This is a genomic window from Pseudomonas spelaei, from assembly GCF_009724245.1.
Taxonomy (GTDB): Bacteria; Pseudomonadota; Gammaproteobacteria; order Pseudomonadales; family Pseudomonadaceae; genus Aquipseudomonas; species Aquipseudomonas spelaei.
Genome location: NZ_WNNK01000006.1, coordinates 222599 through 240731, shown reverse-complemented (window position 1 = coordinate 240731; position 18133 = coordinate 222599). Strand labels below are relative to the sequence as shown.

13 protein-coding genes are annotated in these 18133 nt (G+C 60.5%); 11 read left to right on the top strand and 2 right to left on the bottom strand.

Annotated features, from left to right (window positions below):
- Positions 1 to 132: 132 nt before the first annotated feature.
- A complete protein-coding gene (locus tag GNF76_RS09655; RefSeq protein ID WP_155582940.1) occupies positions 133 to 567 on the bottom strand; it encodes a YkgJ family cysteine cluster protein in 435 nt (144 codons plus the stop codon).
- A 240-nt stretch (positions 568 to 807) separates the two neighbouring features.
- Between GNF76_RS09655 and GNF76_RS09650 the strand changes: the two genes are divergently transcribed.
- The 6 genes from GNF76_RS09650 to GNF76_RS09625 all read left to right on the top strand — a co-directional run bounded on the left by GNF76_RS09650 (position 808) and on the right by GNF76_RS09625 (position 10525).
- Entirely contained in the window at positions 808 to 3258 is a 2451-nt protein-coding gene (locus GNF76_RS09650; protein ID WP_155582939.1) for a glycogen/starch/alpha-glucan phosphorylase, read from the top strand.
- A gap of 205 nt (positions 3259 to 3463) precedes the next feature.
- The gene (locus tag GNF76_RS09645; protein WP_155582938.1) at positions 3464 to 7048 is read left to right on the top strand and encodes a DUF2339 domain-containing protein; all 3585 of its coding nucleotides are present in this window, start codon (positions 3464 to 3466) and stop codon (positions 7046 to 7048) included.
- Complete coding sequence (locus tag GNF76_RS09640; protein ID WP_178123257.1) at positions 7048 to 8406, top strand: DUF3999 family protein; 1359 nt, start codon at positions 7048 to 7050, stop codon at positions 8404 to 8406. Before GNF76_RS09645 ends, GNF76_RS09640 begins: the two co-directional genes overlap by 1 nt.
- Before the next feature lie 109 nt (positions 8407 to 8515).
- The gene (locus GNF76_RS09635) at positions 8516 to 9526 is read left to right on the top strand and encodes a class 1 fructose-bisphosphatase (RefSeq protein WP_057437154.1); all 1011 of its coding nucleotides are present in this window, start codon (positions 8516 to 8518) and stop codon (positions 9524 to 9526) included.
- 144 nt (positions 9527 to 9670) lie between these two features.
- A complete protein-coding gene (locus GNF76_RS09630) occupies positions 9671 to 9925 on the top strand; it encodes a hypothetical protein (RefSeq protein WP_155582936.1) in 255 nt (84 codons plus the stop codon).
- Between the two features lie 30 nt (positions 9926 to 9955).
- Positions 9956 to 10525, top strand: a complete 570-nt coding sequence (locus GNF76_RS09625) for a lipocalin family protein (RefSeq protein ID WP_155582935.1) — start codon at positions 9956 to 9958, stop codon at positions 10523 to 10525.
- 126 nt (positions 10526 to 10651) lie between these two features.
- Here GNF76_RS09625 and GNF76_RS09620 read toward each other — a convergent pair whose 3' ends face one another.
- Positions 10652 to 12016: a formimidoylglutamate deiminase gene (locus GNF76_RS09620; RefSeq protein ID WP_155582934.1), complete on the bottom strand. Its 1365-nt coding sequence runs from the start codon at positions 12014 to 12016 to the stop codon at positions 10652 to 10654.
- 146 nt (positions 12017 to 12162) lie between these two features.
- Between GNF76_RS09620 and hutC the strand changes: the two genes are divergently transcribed.
- The 5 genes from hutC to GNF76_RS09595 all read left to right on the top strand — a co-directional run bounded on the left by hutC (position 12163) and on the right by GNF76_RS09595 (position 18102).
- Positions 12163 to 12873: a histidine utilization transcriptional repressor HutC gene (hutC, locus tag GNF76_RS09615; RefSeq protein WP_155582985.1), complete on the top strand. Its 711-nt coding sequence runs from the start codon at positions 12163 to 12165 to the stop codon at positions 12871 to 12873.
- Positions 12870 to 13430 (top strand): HutD/Ves family protein, encoded by a 561-nt coding sequence (locus GNF76_RS09610; protein WP_155582933.1) that lies wholly within the window; start codon positions 12870 to 12872, stop codon positions 13428 to 13430. Before hutC ends, GNF76_RS09610 begins: the two co-directional genes overlap by 4 nt.
- Positions 13431 to 13778: 348 nt before the next feature.
- Positions 13779 to 15452 carry a urocanate hydratase gene (hutU, locus tag GNF76_RS09605; RefSeq protein ID WP_178123253.1) on the top strand — a complete coding sequence of 558 codons (1674 nt, stop codon included), beginning with the start codon at positions 13779 to 13781 and terminating at the stop codon, positions 15450 to 15452.
- 155 nt (positions 15453 to 15607) lie between these two features.
- Positions 15608 to 17065: a purine-cytosine permease family protein gene (locus GNF76_RS09600; RefSeq protein WP_155582932.1), complete on the top strand. Its 1458-nt coding sequence runs from the start codon at positions 15608 to 15610 to the stop codon at positions 17063 to 17065.
- 68 nt (positions 17066 to 17133) lie between these two features.
- Positions 17134 to 18102 carry an ABC transporter substrate-binding protein gene (locus GNF76_RS09595; RefSeq protein WP_155582931.1) on the top strand — a complete coding sequence of 323 codons (969 nt, stop codon included), beginning with the start codon at positions 17134 to 17136 and terminating at the stop codon, positions 18100 to 18102.
- The last annotated feature ends 31 nt before the right edge of the window (positions 18103 to 18133 follow it).

Sequence of the window (18133 nt, the reverse complement as noted above, 5' to 3'; positions counted from 1 at the left end):
TTGTCTGGGGTTTGTGCGGTGGCTGTGCAGGCCCTTTCGCAGGCAAGCCAGCTCCCACCTTTGAATGTGTTCACAGCTCAAAATGTGGGAGCTGGCTTGCCTGCGATAGCGGCCTGTCTGGCAATAAAAATCTTAAAACTTATCGAGCGTCCGCAAATTAGTCTCGCGCACCACTTCCTTCGGCTTATAAGCGCAATACCCCGGCCGTGGCCCGATCTTGGGGTGATTGCGGCAAGTATCCGGGCGCTTGTCATAAATAGTGCAGAAACGGCTCTTACGATCCAGGTACAGGCAATCGTTGTTGCTCATGCGCTGCAGGGTAAAGATCTCGGATTTTGAGTTGAAGCGCTCGACGATCCCTTCCTTCTGCAGCCGCTTGGCGATGTTCTTCGGCGGGTCGCCACGTTCGAACTCATCGACGATGCCGATCCGAATCAGGTCCTTGATCTTCACCTCGACCGGCAAGGTGCAGCAGCTGGACACGCAGCCGCCACACATGTGGCTGGAGTACTTCTGCCACGTTTCGAGACGGTCGAGTTCCGCGGCGGCGATCAGTTGAGGCTTCATCAGGTTTCCAAGAGGGGCGTTATCCGGGCGCGGGATCATACCGGGATTGGTGGTTTTTTGAACAATATTTTGCAGGTTTCAGCTCAAAGGTGGCTTTGAGAAATAAACGGGCACGGCCCCTGCATCCTTTTCCAGGCAATGGGGACGATTGAAAAAACTGCCGAACCGCTGGCGTTGCCATTTGTCAGACCGTCTAGGCTCTAGCCTTTCCCTTCTTCTATCTCGCCCGAGGTCGCACCGATGTCTCAGGAACCGCTTGTACGAGAAGCAGAGGTAGCCGCATTTCGCGATGCCGTCTTGACCAAACTCACCTACGCGGTGGGCAAGGATCCCGATCACGCGTTCGATCATGACTGGTTCGAGGCTATTGCCCTGGCTGCGCGGGACCATATGGTCGACCACTGGATGGACCATACCCGGCATATCTACCGCAAGGGACAGAAGCGGGTCTATTACCTCTCCCTGGAATTCCTGATCGGCCGCCTGCTCTTTGACAGTTTGAGCAACCTCGGGCTGCTGGACGTGGCGCGCGAGGCGTTGAGCGAGCTGGGCGTGGACCTGGAGCGCATTCGCCTGCTGGAGCCCGATGCGGCCCTGGGCAACGGTGGCCTTGGGCGGTTGGCGGCGTGCTTCATGGAAAGCATGTCGACCTTGGGGATTGCCGGCCATGGCTATGGCATCCGCTATGAGCACGGCTTGTTCCGCCAGGCGATTGTCGATGGTTGGCAGCAGGAGCAGACCGAACGCTGGCTGGATTTCGGCAACCCGTGGGAGTTCGAACGGGCCGAAGTGATTTACCCGATCGGCTTTGGTGGCGCGGTGGAGACGGTGCTGGACGCCGCCGGCAAGTCGATCCAGGTCTGGACGCCCAATGAAACCGTACGGGCGGTGGCCTACGACACGCCGGTCGTCGGCTGGCGCGGCGCCAGCGTCAACACCTTGCGACTGTGGCGTGCGCGGGCGGTGGAAGATTTGCACCTGGAGCGTTTCAATGCCGGTGATCACCTGGGCGCCGTGGCCGAAGTGGCCCGGGCCGAAAGCATCTCTCGGGTGCTTTACCCGGCCGATAGCACCGAAGCAGGGCAGGAATTGCGTCTGCGCCAGGAATACTTCTTCGTCTCAGCTTCCTTACAGGATTTGCTGCGCCGCCATAAAAACATGCACGGCTCGGTGCTGAGCCTGGGTGAGCACGCGGCGATCCAGCTCAACGACACCCACCCGTCCATTGCCGTGGCCGAATTGATGCGCCAACTGGTGGACCTGCACGACATCGCCTGGGATGCGGCGTGGCAAGTCACCGTCGAAACATTGTCCTACACCAACCACACCTTGCTCCCCGAAGCCCTGGAAACCTGGCCGGTAGGCTTGATGGAACGCATGCTGCCGCGGCACATGCAGATCATCTACCTGATCAACGCCCAGCACATCGACTCCCTGCGGGCCAAGGGCATCCATGATTTTGACGTGCTGCGGGCGGTATCACTGATCGAAGAGGACAACGGTCGCCGCGTGCGCATGGGCAACCTGGCGTTCCTCGGCTCCCACAGTGTCAACGGCGTGTCCGGCCTGCACACCCAGTTGATGCGCAGTACGGTGTTCTCCGAACTGCACAAGCTCTACCCGGAGCGGATCAACAACAAGACCAACGGCATTACCTTCCGCCGCTGGTTGTTCCAGGCTAACCCCAAGCTCACGGCGATGCTGGTGGAAGCGCTGGGCCCGGACATTCTCGACAACATCGAGCAGCGTCTGGTGGAGCTGGAAACGTTTGCCGAGAAGCAGGCGTTCCGCAAAGCCTTCGCTGAACAGCGCCTGCACAGTAAAAGGGCGCTGGCGGACATCATTCACGAGCGCCTGGGGATTTCGGTCAATCCGGCGGCGATGTTCGATGTGCAGGTCAAACGGATCCACGAGTACAAGCGCCAACTGCTGAATCTGCTGCACACCGTTGCCTTGTACCAGGCGATCCGTGCGGAGCCGGGCACCGATTGGGTGCCTCGGGTGAAGATCTTCGCCGGCAAGGCGGCGGCCAGTTATCACCAGGCCAAGCTGATCATCAAGCTGACCAACGACATCGCCCGCACCGTAAACAACGACCCGACGGTGCGTGGTTTGCTCAAAGTGGTGTTTCTGCCCAACTACAACGTCAGCCTGGCGGAAAGCATCATTCCGGCGGCTGACCTGTCGGAGCAGATTTCCACTGCCGGCTTCGAGGCCTCGGGCACCAGTAACATGAAGTTCGGCCTCAACGGCGGGCTGACCATTGGCACGATGGATGGCGCCAACGTCGAGATGTGCGAGCGCGTGGGGGCTGAGCACATGTTTATCTTCGGCCTCAGCGCCCAGCAGGTGGAAGCGCGCAAGCACGCCGGCGAGTTCAATGCCGGGCCGGACATTGCCGCCTCCCATCGTTTGAACGATGTGCTGCAAGCGATTCGTGGCGGCGTGTTCTCGCCGGATGATCCGGGCCGTTATGCCGGGCTGATCGATTCGTTGATCGACTACGACCGCTTCCTGGTGTGCGCCGATTTCGACTCTTACTGGGATGCCCAGGCACGGGTTGAAGCGCATTGGCATGACTCCAAGGAGTGGTGGCGCTCGGCGGTGCTCAACACGGCACGCATGGGCTGGTTCTCATCGGACCGGACGATCAGGGAGTACGCGACGGAGATCTGGAAAGCCTTGGATTAGCGCTGAAGATCCATTGTGGGAGCGGGCCTTGTCGATATACTAAGCACCAGTTTGACCTGCGCGGACCTGTAGCCGCTGCCGCAGGCTGCGATCGAGCCCGAAGGGCTCGCACGATCTGAAGATCGCTGAAGGCCTTCGGCCTTATCGCAGCCAGCGGCTACAGGCTTTGCATTTGCCCGCCTTGGGCTGCTTAGGGATATCGACCATGCAATGGATCTTCATGCTGATTGGGTTGCTGTTCGGTTGGACACTCGATGAGAGGTTCAGTGATGCGCTCATCGGCGGGCTATTCGGCTTGGGGGTTGGTCAGGCGATTCGTCTCTGGATGCTGGTCTCGCAGACGGATGAGCAGGGCCGCCAGTTGGAGTCGACCAAGAATGCCTTGAAGGTGGTCGAACAACGCCTGGCATTGCTGGAAAGGCCCGGTGCAGAGCCGGTCGTGTCCAGTGCTGCGGTTGAAGTCCCCGGATCCCTCGAACCCTTTTTTACCGAAGATCCCATTCCCGATACCCCAGCGGCAGCGCCACCCACGGAGCTTGTCTGGGATTTGCCCGTCGATCTGGAACCTGCCTTCTGCGCGATAGAGGCCGAACCGAGTCGCCCACTGCCGGCAGACATCTGGAGTGCCGCGCCGGTTGAGCGCGCGCCTGAGCGACCGGCTGAGCCGGTTGTGCCACGCGGCCCCAACTTTATCGAACGCGCCATCAGCGGCGCCCGCAACTGGCTGTTCGGCGGCAATACCGTGCTGCGGGTGGGCGTGGTGCTGTTGTTCCTCGGCCTAGCCTTCCTGCTGCGCTATGCCACTGAGGGCATGGTCGTTCCGATCGAACTGCGTTACGCCGGCGTGGCTGCCTGTGCCGTGGGCTTGCTGGGCCTGGGCTGGTGGTTGCGACTGCGCAACAGTAACTACGGGTTGATGCTGCAAGGCACCGGTGTCGCCGTGCTGTACCTGACGGTGTTCGCGGCCATGCGTCTGCACCCGTTGCTGGATCCTGGGGCCGCGCTCGGCTTGCTGGTGGCGGTCACGGTGTTCTCGGCGATCCTGGCGATTACCCAGAACGCGTTGGGCCTGGCGTGTGCTGCGGCCCTTGGCGGATTCGCTGCGCCGATACTCACCTCCACCGGTGCAGGCAGTCATGTGGCGCTGTTCAGCTACTTTGCCTTGCTGAACGCCGGCATCCTGGGGATCGCCTGGTTCAAGGCCTGGCGCCTGCTCAACCTGATTGGTTTTGTCGGCACCTTCGGCATCGGCTTCGCCTGGGGCATGCGTTCCTATACGCCGGAGCTGCTCTGGAGTACCGAGCCATTCCTGGTGCTGTTTTTCCTGATGTACCTGGCCATCGGCCTGTTGTTCGCCCGGCGAAAACTGCTGGAGATGACCGACGCCCCTGAAGACGACAGCCGTGGTGCATTGCTGCGCTGGTCGGCAGCCAAGGGTGATTATGTCGACGGCAGTATGCTGTTCGGCCCGCCGCTGGTAGGTTTTGGCTTGCAGTTCGCGCTGGTGCAGCACCTGGAATTTGCTGCTGCGTTCAGTGCGTTGGGCCTGGGCATCATCTACATGGGCCTGGCTCGCCTGCTCCAGGGTGGTCGCGCCTTGTTGCTGGCGGAAACCTGCCTGGCCCTGGGGGTGATCTTCGCCAGCCTGGCCATTCCCCTGGGATTGGACGCGCGCTGGACCGCTGCCGCCTGGGCGGTGGAAGGTGCCGGGATCTTCTGGCTGGGCTTGCGCCAACAACGGCCGTTGGCTCGCGCTTTTGGCTTGCTGTTGCAGGTGGGCTCGGCAATCGCGTTTCTCAGTGAGCTGCGCGTGGGCGAGAGCAACTTGTTGGACGGCGCGCCACTGGGCGCCTTGCTGTTGGGCGCCGCGTTGCTGTTCAGCTTCTACCAATTACGCAAAGCCCCGCTGGAGCAAGCTGCGGACTGGGAGCGCCAAGGGTTGCCGGTACTGGCCAGTGTCGGCCTGGGCTTCTTGTATTTGCTCGCGCCGTTACTGCTGTCGACGCACGGCACGGCCATCAGTTGGGCGTTGGCGGGGCTGGTGACCTTGGTGGTCGGCCTGCGCATCGGTTCGCGGACCTTCCTGTTCACCGCGTTTGCTGTGCAGTTGCTGGGCGGCGCGTTGTTCCTGCTGCGCTTACAGGGCGCGAGCGGCGATTCGGGGGCAGTATTCAGTGCGGGCTGGAGCGGCTTGCTCACGGCTTCATTGATTGGCCTGGCTTTGATTGGCGGCATGCTGCTGGCGGCACGGGATGAGATGGTGCGCAACGATGTGCGTTTGTTGCGCGGCCTGTCGGTGGTGCTGTTGGCCGGGTTGGTGTTGATCAACCTCGCGGTGCTGTTTGTCCTGCCTTGGGAGATGGCGAGCGGCGTGTGGGCGGCCAGCGGTTTGCTGATCATCTGGCTGAGCCTGTACCTGCAACAGCGGGTCAGTTTTGTCTTTGGGTTGCTGCTGCAGGTGATCGGCGGCTGCTCGTTCCTGCTGGCAATACCGGACCTGTTGGGGCCGCTGACCAGCGAAGGTTTGCGCCCGCTGGGGCATAGTGGTTTCTGGACCCCGATGGTGTTGGGGCTGGCCGCGTTGGTGGGCGCTTGGCGCTTGCAACGGGGGAGCCAGTCGCCGGTGTTTGAAGTGCTGAAACTGCATCAGTTGTCCGATCTGTTGTTGGTGTGGGGTGCGGCCTGGTGGACGTTGGCGCTGACCAGCGAAGTGCTGCGTTTTGCACCGCAGGCGGTGCAAGGCACCTTGTTGTTGGCCGTCGCCGCCGTGAGTGTAGCGATCTGGGCGGTACTGGCCTTGCGTCTGCAATGGGCGTCGCTGGGGCTGCTGTGCACACTGCTGATACCGGCGGCAGGCGTGGTGTTGCTGGGGGCTTGGGATTCGCGTTATCACCCGGCGGCGAACTTCGCCTGGATGGCCTGGATCGCGGTGTTCGCCGTGCACTTCATCTCCTTGCGCCGCCTGGCCTTGATCATTCCGGAAAAAATCTTGAGCGCCGCCCATGTTCTGGGCTGCTGGCTGTTGATTGGCGTGCTGGCGCTGGAGCTGCGTTACGGCCTGTTGCTGCTGTCGGAGCAGTACAACGCCTGGCGCTGGCTGGGTTGGGCGATTCTGCCGAGCCTGTACCTGGTGTTGGCGGCCGCACCACGCAGTTGGCCATGGCCGGTATCCGCCTACCCGCGCGAGTACCGCGTGTTTGTCGCGCTGCCTTTGGCGGTGTTGATGCTGGGTTGGTTCTGGCTGGCGAACATTTTCAGCGATGGGACGGCCGAGCCATTGCCTTATCTGCCGCTGCTCAATCCCCTGGACCTGGGGTTGTTGTTCGCGTTGCTGGGTGTGTATTTGTGGTCGCGTAGTGCGGCGCCGCAGATGGGTGTTCGGGGTGAGCAGATTGCCCAGGGCGTCGCGGGTATTTCGTTATTCGTGTTCTTCACTGCGTTGGTGATGCGTACCGCGCACCATTGGGGCGGCGTGCCGTTCCAGCTGGATGCGTTGCTGGAGTCGATGCTGGTCCAGGCCGGCCTGTCGATTGTCTGGACCCTGATTGCCCTGGGCCTGATGATCGGCGGCCACCTGCGCCATCGTCGTGAGGTGTGGCTGATCGGTGCGGCACTGATTGCCGTAGTGGTCGCGAAATTGTTCTTTGTCGAGCTGAGCAACCGTGGTGGCCTGGCGCGGATCGTGTCGTTTATCGGGGTCGGCGTGCTGTTGTTGGTGGTGGGCTATTTTGCGCCACTGCCACCCAAGCGCGTTGAACCGGTGGTTGAAACTGAAGGAGCGTCCTCTTGATTGGCAAGCTGAGTGTGGCGGTGTTGGGCCTGTGTACAACGTTATCGGCCTGGGCCCAGGAAACGCCCGCCGACTTCACCACCCAGGTGCCGCTGACGGTGAGTGGCGAAGGCCCGTGGTATCGCCTGGAGCTGCCGCTGGCGGTGCAATTGAGCGCTCGCCAGGCGGATCTGAGCGATGTGCGGGTGTTCAATGCCGCTGGCGAGCCGCAGGCCTATGCGTTGGCTCGGCAGTCGGCGCAGCTTTCGGAAAGTCGCAGCGTAGCCAACGTCAAATGGTTCCCGCTGTACGCTGCTGCTGACGCCAGCGAAGCAGCGCCCAGCGTGCGGGTGCAATCCAGCGCTAATGGCACGTTGGTGCAAGTGCAGCCGGCGAGTCAGTTGGAAGTGGGCGAAGAAGTACTGCGTGGCTGGCTGCTGGATGCCAGCGCGATCAAGGCGCCGTTGCAGCAACTGATCCTCGACTGGACCAGTGAGCGCGATGGCTTCCAGCGCTTCAGCATCGAGGCCAGTGACGATTTACAAAACTGGCGATCGTGGGGTGACGGGCAGGTCGCCCGGTTGTCCTTTGCCGATGAGCGGGTCGAGCAGCATGAGGTTGGCTTGCCGGGGCAGTCGGCGCGTTATGTGCGCCTGTTGTGGAAAGGCCAGGCAGCGCCGGTGCTGACGTCGGCCCAGTTGGAGAGTGCCAGCGTCCACAGCTTGCCGTTGCCACTCGTGTGGTCGCAGCCGCTGGCGGGTAGCCGCTTGAAGGCAGGGGAATACAGTTGGCAGTTGCCCACCGGGCTGAATGTCGAACGCCTGCGTATCGACTTGAGCCAGCCCAACAGCCTGGCGCCGGTGACATTATCCGGGCGGCGGGAGAGCAATCAGGCCTGGCAGCCATTGAGCAGCGGTTTGCTCTACCGACTGACCCAGAACGGTCAGGACGTGGTGCAGAATGAATTGCAGTTGTCGGGTCAGACGGTGACCCAGCTCAAGCTGGACGTGGATGAGCGCGGTGGTGGCTTGGGCGTTGAGGCGCCGGCCTTGAGCTTTGCCGTGCGCACCACGCAGTTGGTGTTCCTGGCGCGCGGCGAGCCGCCGTTTACCCTGGCGTTGGGCAACCCGTCGGTGCAAGGGGCAAACTTGCCGCTGTCGACGCTGATTCCCGACTATAGCGTCGAGCGCCTGGCCGGTTTGGGGCAGGCCAAGGTAGCAGGGCCGGTGGTGGTGGTCAGTGCGCCCGCCGTGCCAGCGCCAGCGCCTGCGGGCACGAACTGGAAAAAACTCGGCTTGTGGGCCGTGTTGCTGCTGGGTGTGGCGGCGCTGGGGGCGATGGCCTACAGTTTGCTGCGCAAGCCACCGGTCAAACCTTAACGGCGTCTCATGAACTCTATCGGAGTTAAATCCTCTGATAGGAGGAAATACGCCTCGACTCGCGTTAAACTGCGCGGGTTTTTAGCCCCCCCATTCTCCGGAGCCTTCCATGTCCCGCGTTACCCTGAGTCGCTATTTGATCGAGCAGACCCGCAGCAACAACACGCCTGCCGATCTGCGCTTCCTTATCGAAGTGGTGGCGCGTGCTTGCAAGGAAATCAGCCACGCCGTCTCCAAAGGCGCGCTGGGCGGCGTCCTGGGCAGCATGGGCACTGAAAACGTGCAAGGCGAAGTGCAGAAGAAGCTCGACGTGATTTCCAACGAAATCCTTCTCGAAGCCAACGAATGGGGCGGTCACCTGGCCGGCATGGCGTCCGAAGAAATGGACAATGCCTACCAGATCCCGGGCAAATACCCGAAAGGCGCCTACCTGCTGGTCTTCGACCCGCTGGACGGTTCCTCGAACATCGACATCAACGCGCCGGTTGGTACCATCTTCTCGGTACTGCGTTGCCCGAACGAATACCTGAGCCAGAACGAAGCCTTGAACGAAAAGGCCTTTCTGCAGCCAGGCACCGAGCAGGTCGCTGCCGGCTATGCCATCTACGGCCCGCAGACCATGCTGGTGCTGACCTTGGGCGATGGCGTCAAAGGCTTTACCCTGGACCGTGAAATGGGCAGCTTCGTGCTGACCCACGAAGACATTTCCATTCCTGCGAGTACCCAGGAATTCGCTATCAACATGTCCAACCAGCGCCACTGGGAAGAGCCGGTCAAGCGCTACGTGAACGAGTTGATGGAAGGCGAAGAAGGCCCGCTGAAGAAAAACTTCAACATGCGTTGGGTCGCCGCGATGGTTGCCGACGTACACCGCATCCTGACCCGTGGTGGTTTGTTCATGTACCCACGTGACAGCCGCGAGCCGTCCAAGCCGGGCAAACTGCGCCTGATGTACGAAGCCAACCCGATGTCATTCCTGGTAGAGCAGGCGGGCGGTGCGTCCACCGACGGCCACCAGCGTATTCTCGACATCCAGCCTGAAGGCCTGCACCAGCGTGTCGCGGTGTTCCTGGGTTCGAAGGAAGAAGTTGCGCGTGTGACGGGTTATCACAAGGCGTAAGTCGTTGCGGTAAGCCAAAGCCCCGAAACGTTTCAGCGTTTTCGGGGCTTTTTTGTTTTCGCTTGTCGGGAACCAGACCCCCCTTTTCCCTTCTAAGCTTCTGGCAGACCCCCCAGGCTGCTTTGTCTCTCCAGGAGCTATTCCATGTCGTTACGCCGTCTTGCCCTGTTGTCGTTTTGCGTGCTGTTAGCCGCTTGCAGCAAGGTCACCCAAGAAAATTACACGAAGCTTTCGGCAGGCATGCCCAAGGCCGAGGTGGAGTCGTTGCTGGGTAAGCCGACTGATTGTTCCGGCGCGCTGGGTATGTCCAGCTGCACTTGGGGCGATAAAAACAGCTTTATCAGCGTGCAGTACGCCGGTGACAAAGTTCTGATGTTTTCCGGGCAAGGCCTGAAGTAAACCGGGGCGAAAGCCTGCGGGAGAAAAACAATGATGCGTTTTGTTCTCTACCTCTGCGCCAGCCTGTTTTTGGCGGGCTGCGCCAGCCATTCTGGCGATGATCTGCAACCCAAGACTGTTGGCAGCGTCAATCTCCATCGTTACCAGGGCACGTGGTACGAGTTGGCCCGTTTGCCGATGTACTTCCAGCGCAATTGCGAGCAGTCCGAAGCCCGCTATTCCTTACTGCCCGATGGCGACATGTCAGTGTTCAACCGCTGCCTGACGGCTGACTGGAAGTGGGAAGAAGCCAAGGGCACGGCCACGCCGCAGGTTGCCGGCAAGACCGACAAGCTCTGGGTGGAATTCAATAATTGGTTTACCGCGTTGCTGCCGGGCGTCGCCAAGGGCGATTACTGGGTGTTGTATGTCAGTGATGACTACAAGACCGCCATCGTCGGTAGCCCGAGCCGGCGTTATATGTGGCTGTTGTCCCGCACGCCGACGGTCAGCGCCGACACACGCGAAGACCTGCTGAGCAGGGCGCGGCAACAGGGTTACGACACTACTCGCTTGATCTGGCGCACGTCGGACAAGCAGATGGCGAAGACTTCGCAGTGATCCGCGCTTAACGCCGATTCAATGTGGGAGCTGGCTTGCCTGCGATAGCATCACCGTGGTGTGACTGACACACCGAGGTGTCTGCATCGCAGGCAAGCCAGCTCCCACATTTGTTATGTGTCGTTCTTAAGTCAACAAATCCCGCAAGACCTGAGTAAACGCCCGGCTGCTGTCTTCTTCGCCAGCATGATGCCCGTCGCGAATCACCCACTGGCCGTTGACCAGTACATCGCGCACTTGCCGATCCCCACCGGCAAACAGCCAGCGATTCAGAATCCCGTCTTTACTGGCGGTTGCCAGGTACGGATCGTTGCCGTCCAGCACCAGCCAATCGGCACGCTTGCCGACTTCCAGTCGACCAATCGGCTGCCCCAACGCCTGGGCGCCGCCGTCGAGCGCGGCATCAAACAGCGTACGGCCGACCATCGGTTGATCGCTGCGGTACAGCCGGTTACGCCGCTGATCCCGCAGGCGCTGGCCGTATTCCAGCCAACGCAATTCTTCCACCACGCTCAGTGAGACATGGCTGTCGGAACCAATCCCCATGCGCCCGCCCTGAGCCAGGAAGTCCACGGCCGGGAAAATCCCATCGCCCAGGTTGGCCTCGGTGGTCAGGCACAGGCCGGCAATCGCCCGGCTCTTGGCCATTAGGGTGACTTCTTCCGGATTGGCGTGGGTGGCGTGTACCAGGCACCAGCGTTGATCGACTTCGGTGTTTTCATACAACCATTGCAATGGGCGACGGCCGCTCCAGCTCAGGCAGTCATCGACTTCCTTTTGCTGTTCGGCGATGTGGATATGGACCGGGCACGTCTTGTCGCTGGCGGCCAACACTTCGCTGATCTGTTGCGGCGTGACGGCGCGCAGCGAGTGGAAGCACAGGCCCAATTGCTGTGCCGGTTGCGCTGCCAGGATCGGTTGCAGGCGCGATTGCAGGTTCAGGTAATTCTCGGTGCTGTTGATAAAGCGTCGCTGGCCTTCGTTGGGTGCCTGGCCGCCGAAACCGGAATGGCTGTACAGCACCGGCAGCAACGTCAGGCCGATACCGCTGCTGGCGGCGGCCTGGCTGATCTGCCGTGATAACTCTGTCGGGTCGGCGTAAGGCTGGCCATTGATGTCGTGGTGGACGTAATGAAATTCAGCGACCGAGGTGTAGCCGGCCTTGAGCATCTCGATATACAGCTGGCGGGCGATGACCTGAAGTTGCTCGGGGCTGATCTTGCCCACCATGCGATACATCAGGTCGCGCCAGGTCCAGAAGCTGTCATTGGGGTTGCCAACCACTTCCGCCAGGCCCGCCATGGCGCGCTGAAATGCGTGGGAATGCAGGTTGGGCATGCCTGGCAGCAGCGGGCCCCTGAGCCGTTCGGCACCGTCAGCATGGGCATTGGCCGTAACGTTGGTCAGCACGCCGTCGGCGCTGACTTCAAGACGTACATCATTGGCCCATCCATTAGGCAGCAGCGCGCGTTCGGCAAAGAAAGCGGACATGGTTCGTGCACCCCATCGTGTGTTATTTGTATATACATATACAGACGTTTGCCTGCTCGGTAAACTCCGGCAAGCTAGGCTTCTTTTTTCACCTGCAAGGATTTCCTGTGCCGACTCCGCCTGCCAACTCCTCGCTGGCTGCCCACATGGACGAAAGTCCGGCGCCCTTGTATGCCCGCGTCAAACAGATGATCAGCCAGCAGATTCTGAGCGGAAACTGGCCGCCGCATTACCGTGTGCCTTCGGAAAGCGAGCTGGTCAGCCAGTTGGGTTTCAGTCGCATGACCATCAACCGTGCCCTGCGTGAATTGACCGCCGAAGGCCTGTTAGTGCGCATGCAAGGCGTCGGCACGTTCGTGGCCGAGCCCAAGAGTCAGTCGGCGTTGTTTGAAGTGCACAACATTGCTGATGAGATCGCGTCCCGCGGCCATCGGCATACGTGCAAGGTCATCACCCTCGGTGAAGAAGCGGCAGGTTCCGAGCGCGCCGTGGCTCTGGAAATGCGCGAGGGCGGGCGGGTGTTTCACTCGCTGATCGTGCACTACGAAAACGATATCCCGGTGCAAATCGAAGACCGTTTCGTCAACGCGCTGGTCGCGCCGGAATACTTGCAGCAGGACTTCACCCAGCAAACGCCGTATGCCTATTTGAACCAGGTCGCGCCGTTGACGGAAGGCGAGCACGTGGTTGAAGCCATCTTGGCTGATGCTGAAGAATGTAAGCTGCTGCAAATTGAAACCGGCGAGCCGTGCCTGCTGATCCGCCGCCGTACGTGGTCCGGCCGCCAGCCAGTGACCGCCGCCCGTTTGATCCACCCCGGTTCCCGTCACAGCCTGGAAGGACGTTTCAGTAAATGAGTGAAGTGAAAGTCTGGCGCGCAGCCGATTACGTGCGCATGCCGTGGAAAAACGGCGGCGGCAGCACCGAAGAAATCACCCGCGATGCAGGTGAGGGTTTGGACGGTTTTGGCTGGCGCCTGTCGATTGCCGATATTGCCGAGTCGGGCGGGTTCTCGAGCTTTGCCGGGTACCAGCGGATCATCACCGTGCTGCAAGGTGCGGGCATGGTCTTGACGGTGGACGGCGAAGATACGCGAGGGCTGTTACCGCTGGACCCGTTCCCATTCAAGGGGGAGAGCCAGGTGTCCTGTCGGTTGGTGGGCGGGCCGCTCCGTGATTTCAACCTGATCTATTCGCCGCAACGCTATCAGGCGCGGTTGCAGTGGATGGATGGCGCGCAGCGTTTCTTCAGTGCGGCGCACACGCTGTTGGTGTTCAGCGTGGCGGATGAAGTGACCGCACTCGGTGAGCTGTTGAGCCGCCACGATTGCCTGCAATTGGATGGCAACACTGAGCTGTTGGACGTATCCGTCACCGGCCGATGCTGCGTGATCGAACTGACTGCACGCGATTAAAATGTGGGAGCAGGCAAGCCAGCTCCCATATTTGATCTCCATAGACCCTGAAGCCTGTTCCCTTACCCGCACCAACTTGTTACCGAACGCCCCAGCATGGCGCAAAGCCTTGCCTTGGTAACAAGCCTCCCTCGCATCAAAAACCATCTGTAAGAAATTTCATCAAGCTGCGAAGCCCTATTCTCCAAGGCTTTCACACCTCTCATTAAAAATCTTCAACCCTTGCCCGCCAAGTTGGCCGCTTGATTGCATATGCTTGTATGTACAAGTAAAGATGTGTGCGTAAGAGTCCATGAACACCCTCTTCGCACCAATCATGTTCGCGCATAGCGTTGAGGAGTTTTTTTCGTGACTACCAAGCCTACAAAATACCGTGACGTCGAAATTCGCGCTGCCCGCGGTAACAAGCTCACCGCCAAAAGCTGGCTGACCGAAGCGCCGCTGCGCATGCTGATGAACAACCTCGACCCACAAGTGGCCGAGAACCCGAAAGAATTGGTGGTGTACGGCGGTATCGGCCGTGCGGCGCGCAACTGGGAATGCTACGACCAGATCGTCGAAAGCCTGACCAACCTCAATGACGACGAAACCCTGTTGGTGCAATCCGGCAAACCAGTGGGTGTGTTCAAGACCCACAGCAATGCTCCGCGCGTGCTGATCGCCAACTCCAACCTGGTACCGCACTGGGCCAGTTGGGAACATTTCAACGAGCTGGATGCCAAGGGCCTGGCCATGTATGGCCAGATGACCGCCGGCAGCTGGATCTACATCGGCAGCCAGGGCATCGTCCAGGGCACCTACGAAACCTTCGTTGAAGCCGGTCGCCAGCACTACAACAGCGATCTGAAAGGTCGTTGGGTCCTGACCGCAGGCCTGGGTGGCATGGGCGGCGCCCAGCCTCTGGCTGCGACCCTGGCCGGTGCGTGCTCGCTGAACATTGAATGCCAGCAGGTCAGTATCGATTTCCGCTTGAGCAGCCGCTATGTCGATGAGCAGGCCACCGACCTCGACGACGCGCTGGCCCGCATCGCCAAATACACCCAGGAAGGCAAGGCGATCTCCATCGCTTTGCTCGGCAACGCTGCTGAAATCCTTCCGGAACTGGTCAAGCGCGGTGTGCGCCCGGACATGGTCACCGACCAGACCAGCGCCCACGATCCGCTCAATGGTTACCTGCCGGCCGGCTGGACCTGGGACCAATACCGCGCTCGCGCCAAGACCGAGCCTGCTGCCGTGATCAAAGCTGCCAAGCAATCGATGGCCGTTCACGTTAAAGCGATGTTGGACTTCCAGAAAATGGGCGTACCGACGTTTGACTACGGCAATAACATCCGTCAGATGGCGCAAGAAGAAGGCGTGGAAAACGCATTCGACTTCCCGGGTTTCGTACCGGCTTATATCCGTCCGCTGTTCTGCCGTGGCATCGGTCCATTCCGTTGGGCTGCGCTGTCGGGCGATCCGCAAGACATCTACAAGACCGACGCCAAAGTAAAAGAACTGATCCCGGACGACGCCCACCTGCACAACTGGCTGGACATGGCCCGCGAGCGCATCAGCTTCCAGGGTCTGCCGGCGCGAATCTGCTGGGTTGGCCTGGGCCAGCGCGCCAAGTTGGGCCTGGCGTTCAACGAAATGGTGCGCAGCGGTGAGTTGTCGGCACCGGTAGTGATCGGTCGTGACCACCTGGACTCCGGCTCCGTAGCCAGCCCGAACCGCGAAACAGAATCCATGCAGGACGGTTCCGATGCTGTGTCCGACTGGCCACTGCTCAATGCCCTGCTCAATACCGCCAGCGGCGCGACCTGGGTCTCGTTGCACCACGGCGGCGGCGTCGGCATGGGCTTCTCTCAGCACTCGGGCATGGTGATTGTCTGCGACGGTACCGACGAAGCGGCCGAGCGTATTGCACGCGTGCTGCACAACGACCCGGCCACGGGTGTGATGCGTCACGCCGATGCCGGTTACCAGATCGCCATTGATTGCGCCAAGGAGCAGGGCCTGAACCTGCCGATGATCAAATAAGGACCGGCTCGGTTCCTGTGGGAGCTGGCTTGCCTGCGATGCAGGCGACTCGGTTTATCTGTAAACCGAGGTGATGCCATCGCAGGCAAGCCAGCTCCCACAGGAAAGCAGGTTTCACACAGGCTTATGAACAATCCATCAGAGGTTGAACACACATGGCTGCAAAAGACGCTCGTGCAAGCACCCCCCCGTTGATCGAAAGGCGTTCGATCGACTACATCCCGGAAGCGGAAAGACACGGTCGTCTATTTAGCCAGTTCACCCTGTGGATGGGTGCCAACCTGCAAATCACCGCCATTGTCACCGGGGCCCTGGCCGTGGTGCTGGGCGGTGACGTGTTCTGGTCATTGATCGGTCTGTTGATCGGGCAACTGCTGGGCGGCGGCGTCATGGCGTTGCATGCGGCACAAGGGCCCAGGCTTGGTCTGCCGCAGATGATCTCCAGCCGGGTACAGTTCGGTGTTTATGGCGCGGCCATTCCGATCGTGCTGGTCTGTTTGATGTACCTCGGTTTCACCGCAACGGGGACCGTGCTTTCCGGTCAGGCACTGGGCCAGTTGTTTGGTGTCAGCGACAGCGTCGGTATCCTGATCTTCGCCAGTGTCATCGTGCTGGTCACGGTGCTCGGTTACCGGGTGATCCATTTCATCGGTCGTGTCGCCAGCGTCATTGGTGTGATTGCCTTTGTCTACCTGTTCAGTCGCCTGATGAGCCAGACCGACATTGGCGCACTCCTGCAAATCCGCCACTTCAGTTGGAGTAGCTTCCTGCTCGCGGTATCGCTCGCGGCATCCTGGCAAATCGCTTTCGGCCCTTACGTGGCGGACTATTCACGCTATCTGCCGAGCAAGACATCCTCGGTGAAAACCTTTCTGGCCGCTGGCGCAGGTTCGGTCATTGGCGCGCAGGTGGCGATGATCCTCGGCGTGTTTGCCGCTGCCATGTCCAATGGGCAATTTGCCGGTCACGAAGTGGCCTACATCGTTGGTTTGGGCGGCACGGGTGCCACTGCTGCGCTGCTGTACTTCAGCATCGCGTTTGGCAAGGTCACCATCTCCACGTTGAACTCCTATGGCAGCTTCATGTGCATTGCGACCATCGTCAGCGGCTTCCGTGGTCGCCTGGAGGTCACGCGCTTGCAGCGCCTGGTTTTCGTGCTGGTCATCGTCGGTACTGCGACCCTGATCGCGCTGCTCGGTCAGCACTCGTTCCTCGGTGCGTTCAAGTCCTTCATCCTGTTCCTGCTGGCCTTCTTTACGCCATGGAGTGCGATCAACCTGGTGGACTACTACTGCATCACCCGTGATCGCTATGACGTGCCGGCGCTGGCCGATCCGAACGGTCGCTACGGCCGTTGGAACCCGCTCGGTATCAGCGTCTATGTATTCGGTGTGCTGGTGCAATTGCCCTTCATCTCCACCAAGTTCTACACCGGTCCGCTGGTGGCGGCCCTGGGTGATGTGGATATTTCCTGGATCATCGGTCTGGTACTGCCCGCAGCCCTGTATTACGTGTGTGCCAAAAAATGGCATGGCGCAGTTCCTGAACACCTGATCCTGCCGACAGAGCAGGGCGCTACACCAACGACAAGCGGGCTGGTTGCACAGGCCTGATGGGACGTGGACAAGGCAGGACGCCTTTCGACTGCCGTAATCCATTTCATGATTGGGAGCGTCACACAATGAAAATGAATAAGACCCTGCTGACCACGTTGTTCGCCGCAGGCTTGCTGGCCAGCGCTGGCGCCTCTCAGGCGGCAGGCTGGTGCGAGTCGGGCAAACCGGTGAAGTTCGCCGGCCTGAATTGGGAAAGCGGCATGTTGCTGACGGACGTCCTGCAACTGGTGTTGGAAAAAGGCTACGACTGCAAAACCGACAGCTTGCCAGGCAACTCCATCACCATGGAAAACGCCCTTGGCAGCAATGACATCCAGATCTTCGCCGAAGAGTGGGTAGGCCGCAGCGAGGTCTGGAACAAGGCCGAGAAGGCCGGGAAAGTCGTCGGTGTCGGCGCTCCGGTGGTGGGCGCTATCGAAGGCTGGTACGTACCCCGTTATGTGATCGAAGGTGACGCCAAGCGCAAGTTGGAAGCCAAGGCGCCGGACCTGAAAACCATCGCCGACCTGGCCAAATATTCCGCCGTGTTCAAGGACCAGGAAGAGCCGTCCAAGGGCCGTTTCTACAACTGCCCGGCGGGCTGGACCTGTGAGCTGGACAACAGCGAAATGCTCAAGAGCTACGGCCTGGAAAGCACCTACACCAACTTCCGCCCAGGCACCGGCCCGGCGCTGGATGCCGCGGTGCTGTCGAGCTACAAGCGTGGCGAGCCGATCCTGTTTTACTACTGGTCGCCAACGCCGCTGATGGGCCAGGTCGACCTAGTGAAGCTGGAAGAAAAACCAGGCGTGGATAAAAGCGTGACCATCAAGGTCGGCCTGTCCAAGACCTTCCACGAGCAAGCCCCGGAACTGGTGGCGGTGCTGGAGAAGGTCAACCTGCCGATCGACCTGTTGAACCAGAACCTGGCACGCATGACCAAAGAGCGAATTGAATCACCAAAACTGGCGAAAATTTTCCTCAAGGAACATCCTGAAGTCTGGCACGCATGGGTGAGCGACGACGCAGCCAAGAAAATCGACGCGGCCTTGTAGGTTGAGCGTTCCCGGTTGTCTCCACAGGCCG